At 65.5% G+C, this 18,814-nt stretch carries 25 protein-coding genes and 1 tRNA gene; 7 read left to right on the top strand and 19 right to left on the bottom strand.

Features of this window, described 5'->3' with window-relative positions; genetic code table 11:
• Positions 1-14 precede the first annotated feature (14 nt).
• Positions 15-278: a hypothetical protein gene (locus AC3A84_RS15420; protein WP_487970911.1), complete on the top strand. Its 264-nt coding sequence runs from the start codon at positions 15-17 to the stop codon at positions 276-278.
• Between the two features lie 281 nt (positions 279-559).
• Positions 560-636, top strand: a tRNA-Arg gene (locus AC3A84_RS15415).
• Between the two features lie 59 nt (positions 637-695).
• Here AC3A84_RS15415 and AC3A84_RS15410 read toward each other — a convergent pair.
• The 17 genes from AC3A84_RS15410 to AC3A84_RS15330 form a co-directional block, all read right to left on the bottom strand.
• Positions 696-1,883, bottom strand: coding sequence for a tyrosine-type recombinase/integrase (locus AC3A84_RS15410; protein WP_487970910.1), 1,188 nt, complete (start codon positions 1,881-1,883; stop codon positions 696-698).
• A gap of 268 nt (positions 1,884-2,151) precedes the next feature.
• A complete protein-coding gene (locus AC3A84_RS15405; protein WP_487970909.1) occupies positions 2,152-3,222 on the bottom strand; it encodes a phage Gp37/Gp68 family protein in 1,071 nt (356 codons plus the stop codon).
• Positions 3,219-3,626, bottom strand: coding sequence for an ASCH domain-containing protein (locus AC3A84_RS15400; protein WP_487970908.1), 408 nt, complete (start codon positions 3,624-3,626; stop codon positions 3,219-3,221). Before AC3A84_RS15400 ends, AC3A84_RS15405 begins: the two co-directional genes overlap by 4 nt.
• Positions 3,623-4,144: a hypothetical protein gene (locus AC3A84_RS15395; RefSeq protein WP_487970907.1), complete on the bottom strand. Its 522-nt coding sequence runs from the start codon at positions 4,142-4,144 to the stop codon at positions 3,623-3,625. Before AC3A84_RS15395 ends, AC3A84_RS15400 begins: the two co-directional genes overlap by 4 nt.
• Complete coding sequence (locus tag AC3A84_RS15390) at positions 4,141-5,559, bottom strand: DUF4406 domain-containing protein (RefSeq protein WP_487970906.1); 1,419 nt, start codon at positions 5,557-5,559, stop codon at positions 4,141-4,143. The genes AC3A84_RS15395 and AC3A84_RS15390 overlap by 4 nt, the downstream gene beginning before the upstream one ends.
• A gap of 193 nt (positions 5,560-5,752) precedes the next feature.
• Complete coding sequence (locus AC3A84_RS15385; RefSeq protein ID WP_487970905.1) at positions 5,753-7,942, bottom strand: ParB/RepB/Spo0J family partition protein; 2,190 nt, start codon at positions 7,940-7,942, stop codon at positions 5,753-5,755.
• 4 nt (positions 7,943-7,946) lie between these two features.
• Positions 7,947-8,141 carry a hypothetical protein gene (locus tag AC3A84_RS15380; protein ID WP_487970904.1) on the bottom strand — a complete coding sequence of 65 codons (195 nt, stop codon included), beginning with the start codon at positions 8,139-8,141 and terminating at the stop codon, positions 7,947-7,949.
• Positions 8,138-8,482: a hypothetical protein gene (locus AC3A84_RS15375; protein WP_487970903.1), complete on the bottom strand. Its 345-nt coding sequence runs from the start codon at positions 8,480-8,482 to the stop codon at positions 8,138-8,140. Before AC3A84_RS15375 ends, AC3A84_RS15380 begins: the two co-directional genes overlap by 4 nt.
• Positions 8,479-8,793 carry a hypothetical protein gene (locus AC3A84_RS15370; protein ID WP_487970902.1) on the bottom strand — a complete coding sequence of 105 codons (315 nt, stop codon included), beginning with the start codon at positions 8,791-8,793 and terminating at the stop codon, positions 8,479-8,481. Before AC3A84_RS15370 ends, AC3A84_RS15375 begins: the two co-directional genes overlap by 4 nt.
• Positions 8,794-8,795: 2 nt before the next feature.
• Positions 8,796-8,942, bottom strand: coding sequence for a hypothetical protein (locus AC3A84_RS15365; protein ID WP_487970901.1), 147 nt, complete (start codon positions 8,940-8,942; stop codon positions 8,796-8,798).
• Positions 8,939-9,952 (bottom strand): hypothetical protein, encoded by a 1,014-nt coding sequence (locus tag AC3A84_RS15360; RefSeq protein WP_487970900.1) that lies wholly within the window; start codon positions 9,950-9,952, stop codon positions 8,939-8,941. Before AC3A84_RS15360 ends, AC3A84_RS15365 begins: the two co-directional genes overlap by 4 nt.
• 2 nt (positions 9,953-9,954) lie before the next feature.
• Positions 9,955-11,220: a hypothetical protein gene (locus AC3A84_RS15355; protein WP_487970899.1), complete on the bottom strand. Its 1,266-nt coding sequence runs from the start codon at positions 11,218-11,220 to the stop codon at positions 9,955-9,957.
• A 19-nt stretch (positions 11,221-11,239) separates the two neighbouring features.
• Entirely contained in the window at positions 11,240-11,452 is a 213-nt protein-coding gene (locus AC3A84_RS15350) for a hypothetical protein (RefSeq protein WP_487970898.1), read from the bottom strand.
• Positions 11,446-11,772, bottom strand: a complete 327-nt coding sequence (locus tag AC3A84_RS15345) for a hypothetical protein (RefSeq protein ID WP_487970897.1) — start codon at positions 11,770-11,772, stop codon at positions 11,446-11,448. Before AC3A84_RS15345 ends, AC3A84_RS15350 begins: the two co-directional genes overlap by 7 nt.
• Positions 11,769-12,053, bottom strand: coding sequence for a hypothetical protein (locus AC3A84_RS15340; RefSeq protein WP_487970896.1), 285 nt, complete (start codon positions 12,051-12,053; stop codon positions 11,769-11,771). The genes AC3A84_RS15345 and AC3A84_RS15340 overlap by 4 nt, the downstream gene beginning before the upstream one ends.
• On the bottom strand, positions 12,050-12,517 hold the full coding sequence (locus AC3A84_RS15335) for a hypothetical protein (RefSeq protein ID WP_487970895.1): 468 nt from the start codon (positions 12,515-12,517) through the stop codon (positions 12,050-12,052). The genes AC3A84_RS15340 and AC3A84_RS15335 overlap by 4 nt, the downstream gene beginning before the upstream one ends.
• Positions 12,514-13,116, bottom strand: coding sequence for a hypothetical protein (locus tag AC3A84_RS15330; protein WP_487970894.1), 603 nt, complete (start codon positions 13,114-13,116; stop codon positions 12,514-12,516). Before AC3A84_RS15330 ends, AC3A84_RS15335 begins: the two co-directional genes overlap by 4 nt.
• Before the next feature lie 168 nt (positions 13,117-13,284).
• On the opposite strand from AC3A84_RS15330, the gene AC3A84_RS15325 reads away from it, so the two are divergent.
• Entirely contained in the window at positions 13,285-13,755 is a 471-nt protein-coding gene (locus AC3A84_RS15325) for a hypothetical protein (protein ID WP_487970893.1), read from the top strand.
• Between the two features lie 63 nt (positions 13,756-13,818).
• Here AC3A84_RS15325 and AC3A84_RS15320 read toward each other — a convergent pair whose 3' ends face one another.
• Complete coding sequence (locus tag AC3A84_RS15320; RefSeq protein ID WP_487970891.1) at positions 13,819-14,292, bottom strand: helix-turn-helix domain-containing protein; 474 nt, start codon at positions 14,290-14,292, stop codon at positions 13,819-13,821.
• Positions 14,293-14,378: 86 nt separating this feature from the next.
• Between AC3A84_RS15320 and AC3A84_RS15315 the strand changes: the two genes are divergently transcribed.
• Positions 14,379-14,654 carry a Cro/Cl family transcriptional regulator gene (locus AC3A84_RS15315; protein WP_487970889.1) on the top strand — a complete coding sequence of 92 codons (276 nt, stop codon included), beginning with the start codon at positions 14,379-14,381 and terminating at the stop codon, positions 14,652-14,654.
• A gap of 80 nt (positions 14,655-14,734) precedes the next feature.
• Here AC3A84_RS15315 and AC3A84_RS15310 read toward each other — a convergent pair whose 3' ends face one another.
• Entirely contained in the window at positions 14,735-14,974 is a 240-nt protein-coding gene (locus AC3A84_RS15310; protein WP_487970887.1) for a hypothetical protein, read from the bottom strand.
• 288 nt (positions 14,975-15,262) lie between these two features.
• Between AC3A84_RS15310 and AC3A84_RS15305 the strand changes: the two genes are divergently transcribed.
• From AC3A84_RS15305 to AC3A84_RS15295, 3 genes are read left to right on the top strand one after another with little or no spacing between them, the layout of a single operon-like run.
• A complete protein-coding gene (locus AC3A84_RS15305; protein ID WP_487970885.1) occupies positions 15,263-15,646 on the top strand; it encodes a hypothetical protein in 384 nt (127 codons plus the stop codon).
• Positions 15,646-16,713, top strand: coding sequence for a toprim domain-containing protein (locus tag AC3A84_RS15300; protein WP_487970883.1), 1,068 nt, complete (start codon positions 15,646-15,648; stop codon positions 16,711-16,713). The genes AC3A84_RS15305 and AC3A84_RS15300 overlap by 1 nt, the downstream gene beginning before the upstream one ends.
• The gene (locus AC3A84_RS15295) at positions 16,706-18,400 is read left to right on the top strand and encodes a DUF5906 domain-containing protein (RefSeq protein ID WP_487970881.1); all 1,695 of its coding nucleotides are present in this window, start codon (positions 16,706-16,708) and stop codon (positions 18,398-18,400) included. Before AC3A84_RS15300 ends, AC3A84_RS15295 begins: the two co-directional genes overlap by 8 nt.
• Positions 18,401-18,814 lie beyond the last annotated feature (414 nt).

Raw genomic sequence — 18,814 nt, 5'->3', positions numbered from 1 at the left:
TGGACCGAGTGCGCATGCTCGATCCGAAGCCCGATGCGGCCGTAGTCAATGAAACCCTTCGCCCTGCTATGGATCTGCTGCCCCCCTTGCATGACGCCAGCATCGCCAGCACCTGGGCCGTGGATGGGGACGGCACACCCGATGGCGTGCCGGGGATCGGGGGGGGCGTTCTGGCAGCGGGGTTTTCGGGCGACGGCTTCGGCATCCGTTGGGGTGCGGGCCACCGCATTTCTGATCTGATCCCGGTCGGCGCGCCACTTTTTGATCCTCGCCCCTAGCAGCCGCAGCGCTTGCAGGAACCAACCTACGGACAGGTGCCGGAACTCTGGGCACGCTGTGTCGCGGCGATGCGGGTACCCGGGTCCATGAGCCAGCGATGTGCCGAGCACTTCTCATCCCTCCAAGCCGGGAAAAAGCATGGGGGCTGCAAAGTTTTTCGGAGGGCCCCAAAGTTGCGCTACAATCACGCATCGGCTTTAAAGCAGCTGCCTAAAAGGCAAAAGTTAAAAAGTCGATTTTTTGAAGTAGCAAGAAAATTCATGCTATAATTCAAAGCTTAGCGGCTGTAGCTCAGCTGGATAGAGTACTTGGCTACGAACCAAGGGGTCGTGGGTTCGATTCCTGCCAGCCGCACCAAACGGTAAGCCCTGCAAGATCTTGATCTTGCAGGGCTTTTTCCGTTGTGGGGAGCGCTTTCACGCTACCCGCTCCAGAAGCCCTTGGGGGACTTTTGGGGGAGTCGCACCAGCCAGGCGCGCCTGGTGCTCCGCGCGTAAGGTGGTGAGCGTCTTGTTCCACGCGCCCGTGTCCGCCTTGATCTTCTCCAGGGCGCCGTGCAATTCCACGATCTGCGCCATGCTGTAGTGCTGGGTTACGTTCTTCGTGGAGTGCCACAGCACATCCGACACGGTGCCCTCGGCCACGCCGGCTTCGCGCAGGCGCATGCCCACCGTGTGCCGCAGGTCGTGCACGTGCAGGTCGCCCAGGCGCGCCGCCTTGCGCGCGTTCTGCCACCCCGTGTTGTTCATCGTGCCGATGGGGCGGTAGGCCATGGCCGGCTCCTGATCCAGCTTGGTCACGCGCTCCCGGCGGTACACGAAGACGAACTCGGGGTGCTGGCCGCGCGCGGCCTCGATCACCGATTGAGCCACGCTGTTGCACACGATCAGCCGGTTCTTGCGCCGACCTTTCACGTGGGCACGGGGCACGTCGAACACCGACACGCCCAGCTCCGGCACCGGGATCTCCCAATCCCAAAGCAGGCTGCACACCACGTCGTCGCGCACGCCCGTGTTCAAGATGAACAGGGCCATGCGCGCCAGGTGATCGGGCAACTGCGGCAGCAGCTGGCGCTGCTCGGCCCAGCTGATGGGCCGCGGCTCGCGCTGGTGGCCGACCAGGGGCAGCATGGTGATCTTCGGCGGGTGCTGCAGCCACGTGCGGCCATCTTCATCGCGCCAGGCTGATGCGGCCAGATTAAGAATCCGGCGCACCACGCCGAGCGCGAGGTTGATGGTCTTGTTCGCGCGGCCCTCGCCCTTGCGCGCAGCAACGTAGGGCGCAAGGCTCGCGTCGTGGATCTGCGGCAAGGTGAGGTGGCCGATGAAGGGCATGATGGACTGCAGCAAGTACGCCTCGGTGACGATGGAGGCCTTGTCCCGGTGCGTCATCAGGTAGTGTGCGGCGGCAGCGTCGAACAACCGCTCGGCGCGCACCCCGTGGAGTACTACCTCGCGCTTGTCCGCAAGCTGCTTGATGAGCCAGCGCTCTGCCTCTTCGTAACTTGTGAGACCGCGCTGGCGAAATCGAGTGCCTTTCCACCACTTGTCGACTTCCCAGGTTCCGTTTTTGCCGGCGTAGATGCCGGTCGATTTTTGGCCCATGTGTTCCTTCCTTCCTTGTTGCTGGGCCGTCCGTTCCAGGGCGCATTCTGCGCTTGCGGCGCCTGGCCATCGTTGGCGGCGGGCGCTGGCAGGTGCTGGCCAGCGGCCTCAGTCTTCATTTCGTCGAACAGGCGATCGAGGTCGTGCCGGTCGTAGATCAGGCTCACGCCCTGGTGCATGCCCGTGAGGCGCGGCGCCCAGTGGGCCTCCCACGTGCGGCGCTTGACCCCGACGTAGGCCATGGCTTCCTGCTGCGAGAGGCCGCGTTTCATGACGGGAACTCGTCGTGTGTGCGGCCGTCGAGCGCGCGGCCGGCGGCCTTCTTGCCTTTGCGAACAAGGCCGCGATACGGTACGTCGTCGTGCAACAGGTCGACGTGATCCACAAAGTGGCCGTCCGCGCTGAGAAATCCGTCATGTTCCATGGCAGCGTCGTAGAACTCGTCGTCGCCATGCTTGGCTACCAGCGGCGTTTGCATGCCTGTATCGAGTTCCTGCCATTCGCCCCACTGCTTGAAGAAGAACGGCACGCCGGCCGCAGCGCACTGGTCACGGAGGCTGCGGGCCCAGTCCGGATGCATGGGGCGCGCGCCGGGGCCGCTCTCTCCACCAACAATCACCCAATCCAGGCCGCGGCGGATGGGCGCCTTCTCGTGCTCGGCCAGTCCGGGATCACCAAGCATTCCCCAGATGCCGCGGCTCTCGCACACTGGGCACTTGCCGTCAGCATCCAGCGGCCCGGCATGGCGCTCGCAGTGCTGCGCAGCCCAGCGCCAGATGATCACGGATTCCAGAAGCGGTTCCATGGACAGGAACCGCACGCGGGCCGGCACGGCCAGCAGCTTCGGGACGTCGCGGTCGGCCTCCTCTTGGCTCACGACAGTGGCGCCGATCCAGACGTTCGCCGGCCAGGGGCGAGCGGAATCAAGATAGGCGTCCGCGTACATGCTGCGAGCGTTCCCGATCCGCTTGGTCAGCAGCAGCCAGTCCAAGTGGGGCGTGGCCTGGATCAGGTCGAACAGATCGCGGCGCCACTGCGCAGGCACGGCGTTGTCGAACACGTCGGCGAGGGACGCGCAGAACACGCGCTGCCGGCGACCATGTTCGGCGTAGAACGCTTCGTGCGCTGCGTCCCAGCGCTTAACGGCTCCCCAGGCGGCCGGACTGGTGCGGTGGCGTGGCGCATGCACGCCCCACGTCTCCATGCCCTTGGCGCGCAGCACGCGTACCGGCGTGCTTTTCTCCGCGTAGCAGCGCAGGCAGGCCGGCGACACTTTCTGGCAGCCGATCCACGGGTTGAAGGTGTGGTCGCACCATTCGATCTTGCTGTTCGCGCTCATGATGGGATCGCCTCCTTGGGCACGTTGAAGAAGCCCAGCCGCCCCTTCCATGGCACGAAGGGCATGGGGCGGCTGTCGCGCAGCACGAAGCCGTAGATCGGGTCGCCGAAAGGGTTCTCCATCTTCCAGGGCGAGGGGTGCGACGTCACGCAGTCCACAACGCGCGTCCAGCCCACGAAGCCGCCGCGCTGCAGGTCTTCATAGGCCGGCATGTCGCGGGGCAGAAGGCCCGAGAGTTCCAACTCGCCGACGGTGCTGTCGTAGTAGCGGCGGGACATCGTGACGCCGGCATGCACCAGCAGCTGGCCCCGAAAGTTCGTGGGCCAGTCGCGGTTCTCGATGTCCTTGTGGCCGTTGACGATGAGCCAGGCCCAGGGCTGGCGGATGCTGAGGGCTGGGATCATGTGGCGCTCCCTGCTGTGAGGTCGGTAGGGGTGACGATGCGCAGATGGCCGCCGCCCTGGCTCTGGGTTCGGGCGATGACACGCTGCGTGGCCTTGTGCAGTTCGGCGGCGGTGAGTTGCCGCAGCTGGTGGTCGTGCAGGTCGATCGCGCTGGTGATGGCGTCCATCTCGTACCAGTGCAGCGGGGTCGGTCGCCAAGTGCCGGAGGCCTCGGCGCGGGTGGTGATGCTGAGCAGGGCGACGATGGCTGCTTCGAAGTGGCCGCGCATGCCGCGCACGAACTTCTGGTTCTCGATCTCCAGCGCGATGTCCATCGTGCTGCGCAGCACCTGCACCTGCAGCTCGGTGGCCACGCCCTCACGCAGGCGTGTGGCACAGATCTGCACGGAGTCCATCGTCTCGCGGATCTCGTGCTCGGTGATGCGCGTGTGGCGCAGCTGGGCCTTGCGCATCAGATCGATGGCGGGCGTTTGGTGCTGCCTGGGCGGCGGCGGTCGGAAGCGAGGAAGGCCCATCATGCACCGCCTTTCTGGCCCCGGGCGGCGGAGGAGGGCAGATCAACCACGACTGCGGTGCAGTCCTGTAGATCACGCAACAGCTGATCCACCAGTGCTTGTACTGCCTCAATGCCGTCGAATTCCACGTTGCCGGCTGCGTTGTTGCGTCCGCCGGCATAGAGAATGCGCTCGCCCATGTTCATGCCAGCAGTTGGGCCGGGGTTGGCGTTGCGCGCGGGTATGGCACCACGGTCACATGCGGAAGCTCTGTCGAGCCGCTCCAGCTCGGCGATGATCAGCGCACCGGCCTTGACTAGGTCGCGGCGGTAGTGAGTGGGCTTCCACGACGAGGCATTCCAAGGCCATTCGCCTGGGCACTGGCCTGCGATGGGATGGGTGTCGCTGAAGAGGGCGTAGCAACCTGCGGCAGCCGCAATTTCTCCGCCGCCATGCTTGTCGTCGTGGTCAGGCGTCCAGCCCTCGATGATGATCTGCCGCTGACGCTCGATGAGCACGTCGCGGACGGCTGCAGTCGGGACGTGCTTGCCCCGCTCAAGTCCAGTAGGTGCGCCGCTGGCCAACGACTGGACGACATGTAGCGCATCCACCAGCTGCACACGCTCGGCGCCTTGGGCGTAGTCGAAACGCATGCCCAGCGTGTATGCGCACAGGGCCTCCAGCGCCGCGCCCCGTGACTTGCTCCAGCCTGGGAGGAGGTGGATCGTGGAGCACGTAGCTAGTCGGCCCAGATCGTAGTGGAGATAGTCGGCCCACTCGGCGCCGTCGATGATCCCGTGTTCTGCTGGGTTAACGACCTGCAGGCCCTTTCCGCGCAGTTCTGCGGCAGCCGAATTGAAGACGGGGAAATTGAAGTCCGAAAACCCGGTCATCGGGCCGGCAACGTAGATGCGGCCAGCACGTGAGCAGGACAACTGCACGCCCGTGGGGGCGCCCGCTCCTGCCTCAAGATGCACCATTGCGTGCTGCAGAAGCAGCTCGGCGTTGTAGTCGCCGCTTGCTATGCGCTCTTGGATCTCGCTCACGGTGTAGGGCTGGGTGATGTGCCCAGTCGGAGCCGGCGATGCGTCACCCCGGAAAGGCGACCCTGCGAGACCGTGACGTCGCAAGTAGTCCGTGGCCTTGTCTGCAAGATCGTTGCCCGGGGCGGCCTGGCGAAGCGCGCGGACGAGTCGGGTCACCAGCGTGCGCAAATCGTCCACCACGCTGATGCCGCCCGTCAGGGCATGGGCGAAGTCGTACAGACCAGCGGCTTCCCAGTCCGCAGGCGCGAGCAGGTCGGAATCGATGGCGTAATGCGCAGCGCGGTCGATCGCCTCGCGGGCCATCTTTCCGGTCGCGGCCGGCACGGAGGGGATGCAGCCGTGCTGGCTGCAGTGCTGGACGGTTTCGCAGTAATTGCAGATCTTGTGGGTCATGGCTGGGTCTCCGATGCGGTGGGGGCTTGAGTGGCAGTGGTGCGCTTGGCCCACTGGCGGCAGCTGTGCTGGGGCGGTCGGTACGTCCAGGGCTGGCCGTGCGCGCACGGGTGCAGCCCGTGCGCGTTCATGGGGGCCTGGTCTTCGCGTTTCCAGTGCTGGCAACTGGCGCAGGAGTGGCGGGCCGTGGGCATCACAGGGCCTCCAACTCGGTGTAGTCGGCGATGAGGCACCAGCGCTCCACCATGTCGGTCTCCTCGGCTTTCGGATCGACGGGCAGGTCGAGCATCCAGGCGCGGTCGCCGGTCTTGGAGCGGATGACGGCTGTGCGGCCCTTGGTGGGCAGCAGCTTGGGTAGCGGCCAGTCATTGGCCGGCCCCTTTAAGTCGATCTTGATGCGCACCTTCTGGCCAGGCTCGAAGGAGTTCAGCGAGGCCGTCTCTGCGCTGGCCATGGCCTGCGCGATGGCGGCCTGCGCCTCTGCCTTGCTCGTCTTCGGCGGCTTGTCCGCATCCTTCGCCTTGAGCGTGGGCTTGGCTTTGTCCTGCGGCTGTGCGGCCTGGGCGCGCTCGGCCGCCTCCGCTTTCATGTCGGACTGCACCTGGGCTTGGATGGCTTTGACGTCCACCTGGGCAATGGGCGCGGTGGCATCGATGTGCAGGGCTTCATCGGCCGGGCGCTCGTACAGCGGCATGTCGTCGGTGCCGCTGGCCAGCATCATCAGCACCATGTGCTGGATGCGCTGCGACTGCTCGGCCACCGATGCCACGGCGGATTGCAGCGTGTCGCTCGAAAAGCCGGGCGACAGCTGGAACACGCGGCGCACGGTTTCATCGTCCGTCTCGTTCGCCATGGTCAGGATCACCCGGTATGCGACCTGGCGCGGCAGTTCGTCGAGCGCCTCAGGTTCGGCCGCCACGCGCAGGCCTTCGATGATCTGGTCGATGGCGGCACGCCGCCAGCGGCGCTGGTACTGCTCGCTCAACTCGGCGGCCGTCGGCCCCTTCTCCGCCGCCTTGGCCGCTGTCTTGCCCTTGGGTGTGGTGGCGGGCTCGGGGGCCTTGCCCTTGCTCTCCAGCGCTGCGCCGGCCGCGCGTGTGGAGATGGCTTCGACCATGCTGCCGCTGGGCGTCTCGATCAGCACCACCTTGTCTTCGGGCACGTCGCTGCCCAGCAGCTGGCGCAGCGGCGCGGAGTCGCCCTTGCGGGGCTTGTCGAGGAGGATGTAGCCATCGGGCGTGCCGGCGTCGGTCGGCATGATCTCGCGGGCCTCGCGGCCGGTGATGACCTTGCGGCCTTTCTTGCGGGCCTGTTCCGCCAGGCGCTCGAAGTGGGCCTCTTTCTTCTCGCCGAAGCAAGCGACGTCGGTGCAGACGTCCGCACTGCCTTGGGTGAACAACTCGGGCTCGAAGCCGGTGCGGCGCGGGCACTGCAGGCATGCGCCGGCCTTGGGTGACAACTCGGCATCAGCGAGGCTGAAAGGTGCGGTCGCCAGGTCGGTCTGGTAGTGCCGGTTGGCCAAGTCTTTGGCGCTCCGGTAGCTGAGCGGTCCACCATCTGGGCCGGTGGTGAGTACCCGCCGGGTGTATTCGGTCTGCAGGGCGGGCGTGGGGCGCTGGGCCACCAGCAGGGCCACGCTGCGGGTAAGTGTGCCGGCTTGCAGGCCTGCGATGGCCTCCGGGCAAAGCTGCAGCAGGCGCTGGGCTTCGTAGACGTGGGTGCGGCTCAGGCCCAAGGCATCGGCGGCATCCTGGCGGGTGTAGCCGTGCTTGTTGACCAGCTCCTCGATGCCGCGGGCCTCGTCCAGCGGCGTGAGGGTTTCGCGCTGGATGTTTTCCTGCATCTGCATGACCAGCGCCGTTGCGTCATCTGCGCCGACCTCGCGGTACGGTACAGCGCGCAGTCCAGCCATGCCCGCAGCGCGCCAGCGGCGCTCCCCGGCGATGATCTCGTGCGTAGCGTGGCGCGTGGCCGGGTCTTCATAGGTCTCCTGCAGGCGCGAGGCCGGCAGGCGGCGCAGCAGCAGCGGCTGCAGCACGCCCACCAGCTTGATGCCAGCGGCAAGCAGCTGCAGCGCCTCGGCGTCGAAGTTCTTTCGGTTGCTCTGGCTGGGCACGATGCGATCGAGATCAATCGTGGGGTAGCTCGGTACGGGCTCTTCAGGCTGCGGGTCGGGGTCGCGCTGTATGACGGTGAATGCATCGAGCGTGAGGTTGACGATGCGGTCGTTGACTTCAACCTGGTACTGCTTGCCGCCTGGCGTGCGGCCCAGGATCTTGCCCATCTGGCCCGCCTCGGGCAGCGGTTGGCCTTTGGGCGTGGTGGCGTCGTCGTTGATGCGGATGTGCCGCTTGATGAGCGGGTCGGTCTTCTTGGTGGCCATGGCGTCAGGCCTCCCCTGGTGTGCGCATGCCGTAGAAGGTGCGGCTCGGCAGGCGGGCCGCGTCTTGCGCGCCGGCACGGTGGTTGGTGCTGCGCAGCTCGGCGCCGGTGTACGGCGCGCGCATGGTGCTGTTGCGTACCGGCATGGTGGCGAGGCGCAGTCGCGCATCGGTCTGCTCTTGGGTGGGCTTGCGGATCACAGCGAGGACTCCGGGGTGTGAGGCTCGGTGGCGTGCTGGCTCTGCAGCACGACCTTGCGGGCCGCAGCGTGGATCTCGCCAGTGCTCTGCCAGCCGTACACGTCGGGGTTGATCAGGTCCAGGGCCAACGACAGGGCGGGCACGTGTTCTGCGCCGCGCACGATCTGCAAGCCGCGGAGCCCGCACTGGTTGATGAGATCCAGCGCGACGGACTGGACGGGGGAGAAGTGCTGGCCGACGGCGACGGGTGCGGCGAGATCGGTGCGTACGCTGACGTTGCCGCGGGCATCGCCGCAGAGCGTGATCGTCACCGTGGAAGGGCGGTGGTGGTGGGCGGTCATTCGAGATCCTTGCGGGTGGGGGCCGGCTCGTAGGGCAGGCGGATGTGGGTGGCTTCGCAGTCGATGCGGCGAGCGCGGAACTTGGGGTCTGTGGCGTCCAACTCGGCCACCTGGCCGCGCAGGCGCCGTGCGAAGGCGTTGGCGGCGTAGTGGCTGGCAGGCGTGGCGCTGGGGTAGGTGTGCCGCGCGCGCACTTCCTGGCCGCTGGGGTCGGTCAGGTGGACCTCGACCAGCGGCAGGCCGGCCGTGGTGGTGCGGCACACGGCCTGGGTGACCGTGCCGCGGATGCGCAGCTGCAGCGCGGTGGTCATGGCTAGCCTCGCGCCCAGGCCGCCAACGCTGCGGCGGCGAACGGAAGTGCCAGCAGCAGGGCTGCGGCCAGCGTCAGGGCGATGCGTGCGCGCAGTAGCCGACGGCGGCTGCGGTAGGGGCCATCGATGGAGATGGGCGGGGCTCTCATGGCGTCATCTCCGGACGGATGTTGTCCGCGATCACGGCCCGGTACATCTTCATGTAGTCGTAGGTGATCACGGTGTAGCTCTGGGCGGGGTCGAGCAGCTCGAAGCGATACGCGCCAGCGGCGTCGCTCCACGTTTCTCCTACGAGGACGCGGGTGTTCTCGCTGATCAGCTGCACAGGCCTGATGAGCGGTTGGTCTGGCGACCCCTTCTCTTTGACGCTTCCGTAGATGGTTCCGTTGCCGCCGAAATGGATGTTCCTGCGGGCGTTTGGGATCGGCCGGAAGTGCGAGTCATAGCCGCCGGCCCTGTCCCACAAGTCCGAGTTGGGACTGTTGAGACGCTTCAAGTCTCCAGCGGCAGTCACGCTGATGGCTGCCGGGAAGGCCGGTAGGCCGGACGGTGTGTCACCGGCAATGGAATGCACCCGCGCCGTGCCGTCGTAGAGAAACACGCCGGGGATCAGCTTGCCTCGGTAGGTCGCATCGGTGATCTGGAAAATCGTTACGCCGCCGGCCTTGAACTGGATCAGCCGAGCCCACGGCACACCGTTGGCGTCCAGCGCGCCGACGATCACTTCGCAGCGCAGAACCATCCGTTGTCCAGCGTTGAAGGTCGGGGCCTCGTCGTCAGATCCTGCGACGGGCTTGCTGCCGTCGTTGATGCTCGCCGAGATCGCGGCGCCGTCACCAAAGCTGCCGTTCCAGAACCAGCGCGACACGGTCCATGCTCCGTCTTGGTGGGCGAATCGATAGCCCTCGGCGCCGTTGCCGGTGGTCATCCACAGGCCAATGTGTTTGCGGGCGTTCGGATCTGTCAGCAGTTCAAGGTCCGCTTCGAACCAGAAATCGCCATGGGCAGGCTCGTTGAAGCGGAGGATGGACTGGCTGGCGGATGCCGAGATGTCGAGGGATTGCTGCGTGCTGTTGTGCGTCGCGCTCATGCCGCCGAAAGCGGTGGTGTAGCTGGGTGCGGGAGCTGATGCGAACGATTCGGACAGTGGGTAGCTCATCGTCACCTCCACGGGCCAGTGAGGTCGAAGGCGATCCTTGCGCCGTCGAACTCGGAGGTGAACTGTGTGGTGACCAGCAGGAAGCGCTTGCCCGCCTGACCGACGACGTTGTCGATGATGGTCTGATCGGGATAGGGCCGGTCCTGCGGCATCCACAGCATCCCGGGCAGCATCCCTCGCATGTGGCCGTCCTCTTGCCGGACGTAGGTGGGCAGCAGCCATAGGCTGTAGTCCGGGCCGTTAGGGAACGGCATCGGGCCTCGGCCGCAGATCTGCTGGCTGTTGTTGGTGTTCAGGGAAGTCACCCCGAAGCGCACCGGGTTGCCCAACTGGGTGTGATTGCGCAGCAGTAGCTTGCCAGCGAAGTCGAGCGAAGACACTAGGCCGTAGCCATTGTTCTGGCCCGGGTAGCTTGTGAATTCGCTGTTGCCCAAGTAGCGGTCGTCAGCGCACAACACGGTTGCATAGGCATCACCCGGCTTGAAGCTGGTGATGTCGCCAAAGCAATAGCAGTTACGCCCGTACCAGTTGAAACCGGCTGCGTTCGTGATGAACAGGTAGAAGAGCCTGTCGTCTCCCACAAGCACCCAGTTCCGGTTGCCTCCGCCGTTGTCTCCGTAGCTCTCGTAGCCGGAGGTGCGAGCGTAGGTCCACTTGTACCAGCCCCACTGGCTTGCCTGGACTTGCTTCCAGTTGCGCCTTGGGTTGTTCGGGTCATAAGGGGCCTGCGCACCGACGATGTTGTCGATGCTGGTGAGATCCTCCACGATGCCGACGTTTGCCCACTTTGCCCAGCCGGTGTCATAGTCCGGCGTCTTGAGCCCGTTGTCGACAAGCAAGATGTTCTGCGGCGACTGTGGGTTCTTGCTGCGGTATGCGCCTTTGTTGGTGCCGCTGAACGGCTTTTCCCAACCGAGCGGCGCAACCTTCACGGTGAGGTTGGTCTTGGTGGTCGCAGGCGACGCCGGAGTTCCCGTCACCGCAAAGGTGAACGTGCTGGTAGTCGTCGCCAGTATGCGGAACGACCCGTTGTACTCCGACTGCTCGGCACCCGCGATCAGCACGATCTGGTTCGGCTGGTACGTGTGACCAGCGTCGATAGAGGCGGTGGCGATGCCGTCGACCCTGGTCAACGTGTTGATGGCCTTGAGCCCGAAGCCGTTGATGAGGCAGGCGTCGAGCATCGCCACCAGATCGCCCCAGTTGTTGGTGATCTGGGGCGCATCGGCCATGCCGCTGCTGAAGTATTTGACGGTGAGGTCTGTCATCTCAGTATTCCTATGTGGTTCAGGGAGTCAACGTCGCCGCGATGGCGAGGCGGCGGGCGGTGGTGCGGCTGGGGATGAAATCCATATGGCCGCTGGTCATGCGCAGGTTGACGACGGACGCCGGCGCGGAGCCGGGGAAGCGCTGCTGCGCGTCCTGCATGGCCGCCGCGTTGCTGGGCAGGCACTTGGTGTAGGGCTTGCGGCCGGGGGGCTTGATCAGGAATGTCAGCATGGCGTGCCCCTTGCTTTTGCTGTGTATAGGTGCTTTGCTTGCACTGCTGCCTCAAGCGCGCCCATCCGTGGGTTTGCGGCCTGGATCTGCGCGGCGAGGCGGGGTACTTCCGGGCGGCGCACCTCTGTGTTCTGAGTTGGTGCAAAGACCTGCCGGCCGGCGTCGGTCGGCTGGTTGTGCACGTCGATCAACCCTCGGCTGCGGAGTGCTTCCAGGGTCTGGATGTGCTTGCGCAAGACCTGCCGGCCGCCGTTGAAGTAGCCGCGGCAGATTGCGCGCAGCACATTGGCCTGGGCGGGGGAGAGGCTGCGGGCTGTCATGCGGCACCGCCTTCTTGCGCAAGTCGCTTGAGCTGGGCCTCGGCGACCAACAGGAGGGCGCGTCCCACCTCCTGGGCTTCTTCGTTGGAGAGCCAGCGACCTTCGCCCCTGCACCCGAGCCAGACCATCGGGCCGGTGGTGTAAGCCGGGTCCGTGTGGGTGACGTCGCGTACATCGAACTGGTGGACTTCGATGTCTTGCGGCGAAGATATGCCGAAGCGCTCGACAGCAAAGCGAGCCAGTTCCACGCTGAGGGCGTAGTTGTTCGGGCGGTTGCTCATACGGCACCGCCTTCCACCGGCTTGGCAGGCGTGACCCGTGCCAGCGCAGCCTCCAGCAGCTCACGCACCGTCGGCGTGACGAAGAAGTCCACGTCGCCGGGAGAGACGTACTGCGTGCCCTCGCCGCCCCAACCGCACTCGAAGAGGGCGGTGTCGTCGTCGGCGTCGTTCTGGGCGATCAGTTCGCTGGCCTCGAACACGTTGTAGATGAAGCCGGCATCGGCCCAGCCATGCGTGTCGGTGCCCCAGACAGTGGCGAGCAAGATTTCCAGCTTCTCGGCCGGGCGGCTGTTGCAGCAGTCGAAGAACACCCAGCGTTCCTGCAGCGGCCGGGCGCGGTCGCACATGTGCTGGGGCAGGCTGACGATGGCGCGGTACAGCCGGCCGTTGGCAAGGTAGTGGGCCGGCGTGGGGCGCCGCGACTTCGGCGGCGCCGGCTTTGTGAGCGTGGCCGCGGCGGTCATGCGGCGCTCCTGCAGCCCGCGCAGCGGGGTTCCTGGAAGTCGAGGGTGGCGAAATAGTCTTTCCGGAACTCTTCGACATCGAGCCCATGCAACTGCGCGTGCGCACGGGTCAGTTCTTCCATGCTCCGCGTGATCGGGTCGAAGTGCCATGCGATCGCGGGATCGCGCTGGATGCGCTGCAGCAGATGATGGATGGCGGTCTTGGCCGCGTTGGTGGCGTCCAGCTGGGCGGCTTCGGCTTGGCGCGTGCCGGAGGCGTGCTCCAGCAGGTATTCCGCATCGGCCTTGATCGTTGCCAGCATGCCGGCGCCGATGGTGTTGGCGCCTGCGTTGAGGTGGCTCAGCGTCCGCAGCAGGCGCTGGAGCTTGACCTGGGCGAAGTGATCCCGCAGGAACTGGCCGGTGGCCGACAACTGCGGGCCGGGCTTGGCGGGCGGGGCTGCCTCGGGCAGCGGAGCCGTCAGGCCAATCTGGGCGCGAAGCTCGGAGAGCAAGGGGGCGACGGCGGATTGCCGGGTCGCGTCGTCTTCGAAGCCGGCAATGAACTGCTCGGCTTTTTGTAGCGCCTGCCGCAGGGCTACGAGGGTGGGTGTGGACATTGGGCCTCCATCGCCCGGGATGGGCGTGGAGGTAATTTACCTGTAGGTATGCTTAAGGTCAATACCTGCGGGTAAATGGTGGCGACGTACCAGAGCACAGCGCCGGGCGCTGTGATCAAAACGCCCGCGTTTCCGCAACAATGGGCCCATCTTTGAAGGGGGAGTGAGATGAAGGCGCGTCGTATTCGTGGGGTGTCGGTTCTGAGTGTGATTCTTGTGTTACTGGTAGCACTGGGTGGCTATGCCGGCTGGGCGGCATACCAGAAGCGCCAGGCCAAGGCAGTGCATGAAGCTGCTGTGGCACAGGCCACCAAGAGCCTGATGGTCGCGAAAGATCGCTGGATGGATGGAATGCGCTTGGCTACAAGTACTTCACGTATTGCGTTGGCCGGGCCCGTGGGCACGCTTCAGAGCATCAAGCAGGGCGTGGAGGTCATGGAGGTGCCGAAGTGCCTCAAATCCAACCAGCAGGCCTTGCTGCGCGGGATGGATCTTGGCCTGGAGGGGATCATGGCGTTCATGCGCAATGACATGTCCACGTCCGAGCTGGACACGTTCATTGGTCAGCGCGTAGAGATGATGGACTCGGCTCTGACGGAGTTTCAGCAGTGGCCGGCGGTGTGCCCTGTGGAAAGCTGATCGGTAGATCAGTTCCTGTGGCCTGCTCGCTCTGGGAAGTAGTAGATCCTGGCGCCAGCGGCTTCAAGCCGCGGATCTTTTGACTGCTGTCATTTCGGCTTCCCAACGACTCACGAGGATGTCGAGGTGCCGGTCGATCTCGGCAATGGCAGAGGGCATGCCGGGCTGGGCGAAATGCTCGCGCACCCGCTCTATGCGTGAGTAGGTGACGATCTTGAAGGGCCAGACAATTTTGGTCGATGTGCCGCCTCGGGTCTCGTTGGGCAGGCTTTCGCTCGCGTAGGTGATCGGCTTGACTTCGGGCAGTGCTGAGCCCAGGGCGAGATCGAACCAGCCGGGAGGCAGCCCGAATGCGGCGGTGATCTTCTGGACAGTCGCCGGCCCGAGATTCTTCCTGCCCTTTTTACCCGGCTCATACAGCAGGCGCGAGATGTAGTCGGCCTGGACGTCGATCGTGTTTGCGAACTCGGCCTGCGACATGCCGGTGTGCTTCAGCAGCTCCGCCAGACGCTGTCGCCAGTGTTCCTTGTAATCCATGGCAGTACTGTAGGCGTCGATATACCCGTTGGTAAATGTGCTGCGGGTATTGCTGGTGTTGTTTACCTGCGGGTATATTCGCGGGTATGAAAACGCTCCGCTCATATCTCAACGGCCTGGACCGCGCCGAGCAGGCGGTCTATGCCAAGCAGTGCGGCACTACGGTCGGCTACCTGCGCAAAGCCTGCTCTGTGAAGCAGCCGCTGCGCGAGAAGCTGTGCGCGCTGCTGGAACTCCACTCGCATCGCGCAGTGAGGCGCCAGGACTTGCGTCCTGAAGACTGGCACGTGATCTGGCCCGAGTTGAAGAGCGCAGTCGATGCCGAAGCCGCGAGCGAGCAGCGGGAGCCCATGCATGCATAGCACGGGAGAGTCAGCCTCGCTTGAACATGCGTTCGTTGCATGGAAGGCGTCGAAGCGCTTTGTCGTGTTCGGCCCAGCGATCAGCTGGCCGCAGCCACGGCTGCGCGGTGCAGGTCGAGCAGGATGGTTTCGGTGGTCGCGTCTCCCTGCAGCTCCTCGTTCTTCGCCAACCGCGCCAGGTCGTTGGCGAGCGCTGCTTGCCGCTCTGGTGGCAGTTGTCGCACGGTGGCGAACACCACCGCGCCGAGGGCGTTGACGATGGCATTCACGGTGTCCGCATTCAGCGGGATCTGCGTGGCATGGCGCGGTTCCTGGCTCATTCGCTGTTCCTTCCTCTTTCGTTTTCGTTCCTGGGGCTCTTGCGGCCCCGGGCGCATTTTCCGCCACGTGGCCGCTTGCAGCGGTGGCTCGCCTTCGCGTTCCTTCCTCCCTCTCCCTCCCTTGGCGGGGGCGGCCGGCGGCTTTTTCTTCTGTAGTGATTCCGGGCTTGCGGTGGTGCATGGCCTGGAGTCTCTTTTTTTTGCCTGTACGCGTCTTTCCGACGGGTTCCGACAGTGTCGGAGCCTGTCGGAACGGCCCGGCGCGCAGCATGACCTGGGAGCCATGAATTGACTGACACCCTGCTCTATGAAGATGAACTCGACGCCGCTCGCGCTGCTGTGCAGCACCTGGGCGGCGCCAAGAAAGTCGGGCCGCAGATCTGGCCCGACAAGGCGCCCGAGACGGCGGCGCGCTACCTGCACGACTGTCTGAACCCCCATCGGGCCGAGCGCTTGAGCCCTTCGCAGCTGCTGCTGCTGATGCGTCTGGCGCGTGAGGATGGTTTCCACGGCCTGGCCGCCTACTTCATGCGCGAGGCCGGCTATGCGCCCCCGGTGCCGGTTCAGCCGCAGACCGAGGCGGAACTGCTGACGCGGCGCATGGAGTCGATCATGGGCGAGGCATCGCGGCTGGTGGAGCGGCTGGCCCGCGTGAGCGGGGCGGGCGGCTGATGGATAACCTCCAACAGGTGCTGCTGCAGATGCAGCAGTTCGGCATCGAGCTGCGCGAGAAGGACTTGCCTCTCAAGCTGGACACGCGCAAGAGCGTGACCTGCGGCAAGGGCGGGAAGGACTGGTACAAGTTCTACCTGTTCCGCCGTGATCGGGACAAGGGCGGCGGCGACTACATCGTCGGCACGTTCGGCACGTACCGCAGTGGCGGCGCATCGCAGAAGGTGGACGTCGAGTGGGCGCCCCTGTCCCCCGAAGAGCGCGAGCGTAGGACTCGAGAGTTGCGCCAGCAGCGCGAGGCCGCGGCCGAGCAGCGGAGGGTGGAGATCGCCAACGCCGCAGCCGAGGCGATCTACGTGTGGCGCAGGGCCTCGCGCGAGGGGGCGTCGCCGTACCTCGATCGCAAGGGTGTCCAGGGCGAAACCTGCCGCTACCTGCTACAGCCGATGGTGCTGCGCTGGCCCGGCGAGATGGGCGAAGAGGACACGGTCATTCGCCTGCCCGCCGGCACGGTGGTGGTGCCGCTGCTGCGCTTCGATCTGCCACGCGACCAGGCGCTGCGCGCCCTGCAGTTCATCAAGCCCGATGGCGGCAAGGTCTACCAGCGAGGCATGGACAAGCCGGGTTGCAGCGTGCGCCTGGGCGACATCGATGGCGAGACCACGGCGCTCCTGCTGGTGGTGGAGGGTTTTGCCACGGGCCTGACGGCCCGCATGGCGTGCGACCGGCGCTGGCCGGTGTTCGTGGCCCTCGACGCCGGCAACCTGGCCCACGTGGTGCCGTTGCTGCGACGGCTCTACCCGCGCACGCGCATCCTCATCCTGGCCGACGACGACTGGATGACGGTGAACCGTGCGTCCGGCGCGCCGAGCAACCCGGGCCGCAAGGCGGCCAAGGCCGTCGCGCGCCAGGTGGAGGGATGCGACATCCTCTGGCCCATTTTCGCGCCAGCGACCCGGGCCGAGAAGGACACGGACTTCAACGACCTCCAGGCCCGTGAAGGGCTGGACGTAGTCCGCAAGCAGCTGGACGGCGTGGTCGCGGCGATGGCGAGGCACTATGGCTGACGCGCCGGACAGCGGGCCATTGGGCGCGGCGCCAACGCCCCCACCGCACGCGCCCGAAGAGGCGCGTGCCATTCCTGCCATCGGCGCGCAAGCGCCGCTGGATAGCACTGTCGTTCACGTCGCGTTCGGCGCTGCCGCGGGGCAGGGCGCGAGTGCATCTTCGTCTGGCTCGGGCTCTATTCCGCCCGGCCCCCCGCCCCCCCAAGTAAGCGCAGCTGCGCGCAAGTCGGGGGATGGGGGTGGTGACGCCGGGGTCGATTCTGGCGATGCGGCCGAGAAGCCGGAAAAGCCGGTGCAGGGCCGCAAGAAAGAGAAAACGATCGACTGGGGCAAGGTCAATCACCTCATCGAGCACTTCGTGCTGATCTACGGCACGGACACGGTCTGGGACGGCTCGGAGCGGCTGATCATGAAGATCGCCAACATGGGCCACGCCCACGGGGCGGACATGGTGCGGCTGTGGAAAGCGAGCGAACGACGCCGCACCGTGCGGCTGGATGACGTGGTCTTCGACCCGACCATGAAGGCGGACCCCGAAACGACCGTGAACCTCTACGACGGCATGGCCATGGTGCCGAAGCCGGGCGACGTCGATCCCATCCTCGATCTGATCGGCTATCTGACCAGCCGGGCCACGGCCGACGAAGCCGACACGGGCGACGTGATGCACTGGCTGCTGTGCTGGCTGGCATACCCGCTGCAGCACCCGGGCGCCAAGCTGCGCACGGCGGTCGTGATGCACGGCGACGAGGGCGCGGGCAAGAACTTCCTCTTCGACATCATGGTGGCGATCTACGGCAAGTATGGCGCCCTGGTCGGCCAGGATGAGCTGGAGGACAAGTTCAACGACTGGCGCAGCTGCAAGCTGTTCGTCGTGGGCGATGAGGTGTCCAGCAGGGCGGAACTCGTCCACAACAAGAACCGGCTCAAGGCGCTCATCACGTCGCCCACGGTGCAGATCAACCCGAAGAATCTGAGCCGGCGTGAAGAGAAGAACCAGATGAACATCGTGTTCCTCTCGAACGAGCTGCAGCCGCTGGCGCTGGACAACTCGGATCGGCGCTATCTGGTGGTGTACACGCCCCGGGCGAAAGATCCCGAGTACTACCGCAAGCTCGGCGAGTGGCGGGACAGCGGCGGCGCCGAGGCGTTCTACGACTACCTGCTCAAGTATCCGCTCAAGGACTTCCACCCCTACGCCCCGGCCCCCATGACGGAAGCGAAGTCGGCGCTGATTGCGATCAACCGCAAGTCGCCGGAGCTTTTCTGGGAAGAGTGGTCAGGCGGCGAACTCGATCTGCCCTACATGGCCTGCGCGGTGGGGCAGGCCTATTCAGCGTACCTGAAGTGGTGCCAGCGAACGGGTGATCGCTACCCGTTCAAGCAGGGCCAGTTCACCCCGACCCTCTTGCGTTTTGCGGAGGGGCAGGGGAAGCCGGCCAGGGTGAAGGCGATGAACGTGACGCGGCCCGGCGCGGCGAAGAAGACAGAGCGGGTGCTGCTGGTGGCAGAGCCTGTGCTGCGCGCACCCGATGCCAAGGACGATGACCCCGCGCTGACGGAATCCGAGTGGGCATCGGGCGCGGTGAAGGACTTCGGCGAGGCCCTGCGCAAGTACCTGGGCTATGGCTCGGGCTCCCCCTCCCACGATGGCGATACGCCCGATGGCGATGGAGGTGCGAATTGAACCCCAGTCGTTACACCGTTACGCGCACGCATAACCGCCAAACCCAATGCCGGCGCGGCCTGTTACGCGGTTATGCCGTTACGCGCCTCACGCACCTGTGTGTGCGTGCAGGCATGCAGGCGGGCGTGTGCGTGTGTGCATGTATGTGTGTGCGTGAGGTGCGTAACCGCATAACCGTGTAACTCGCTAGGCGCGGCGCGGGTTGCGTGGTTACGCGCGCCCATAACCGCGTAACTGCACTTCACTCTTTTGAAAAAGGAAAAGCAAATGGATCGACTCAGCACGGCGGCGACGACGGCCATGACAGCCGCGGCCATTGTGTGCGCGTGTTGCTCGATAGCCCCCACCCCTGTAGGTACTCCCGCGACGATCTGCCGAGAGGGTAATTCGACCCCCGTGCGGACGTTAGTGGCT

Source organism: Paracidovorax sp. (assembly GCF_057642795.1).
This window is presented reverse-complemented; position numbering and strand designations above follow the sequence as displayed.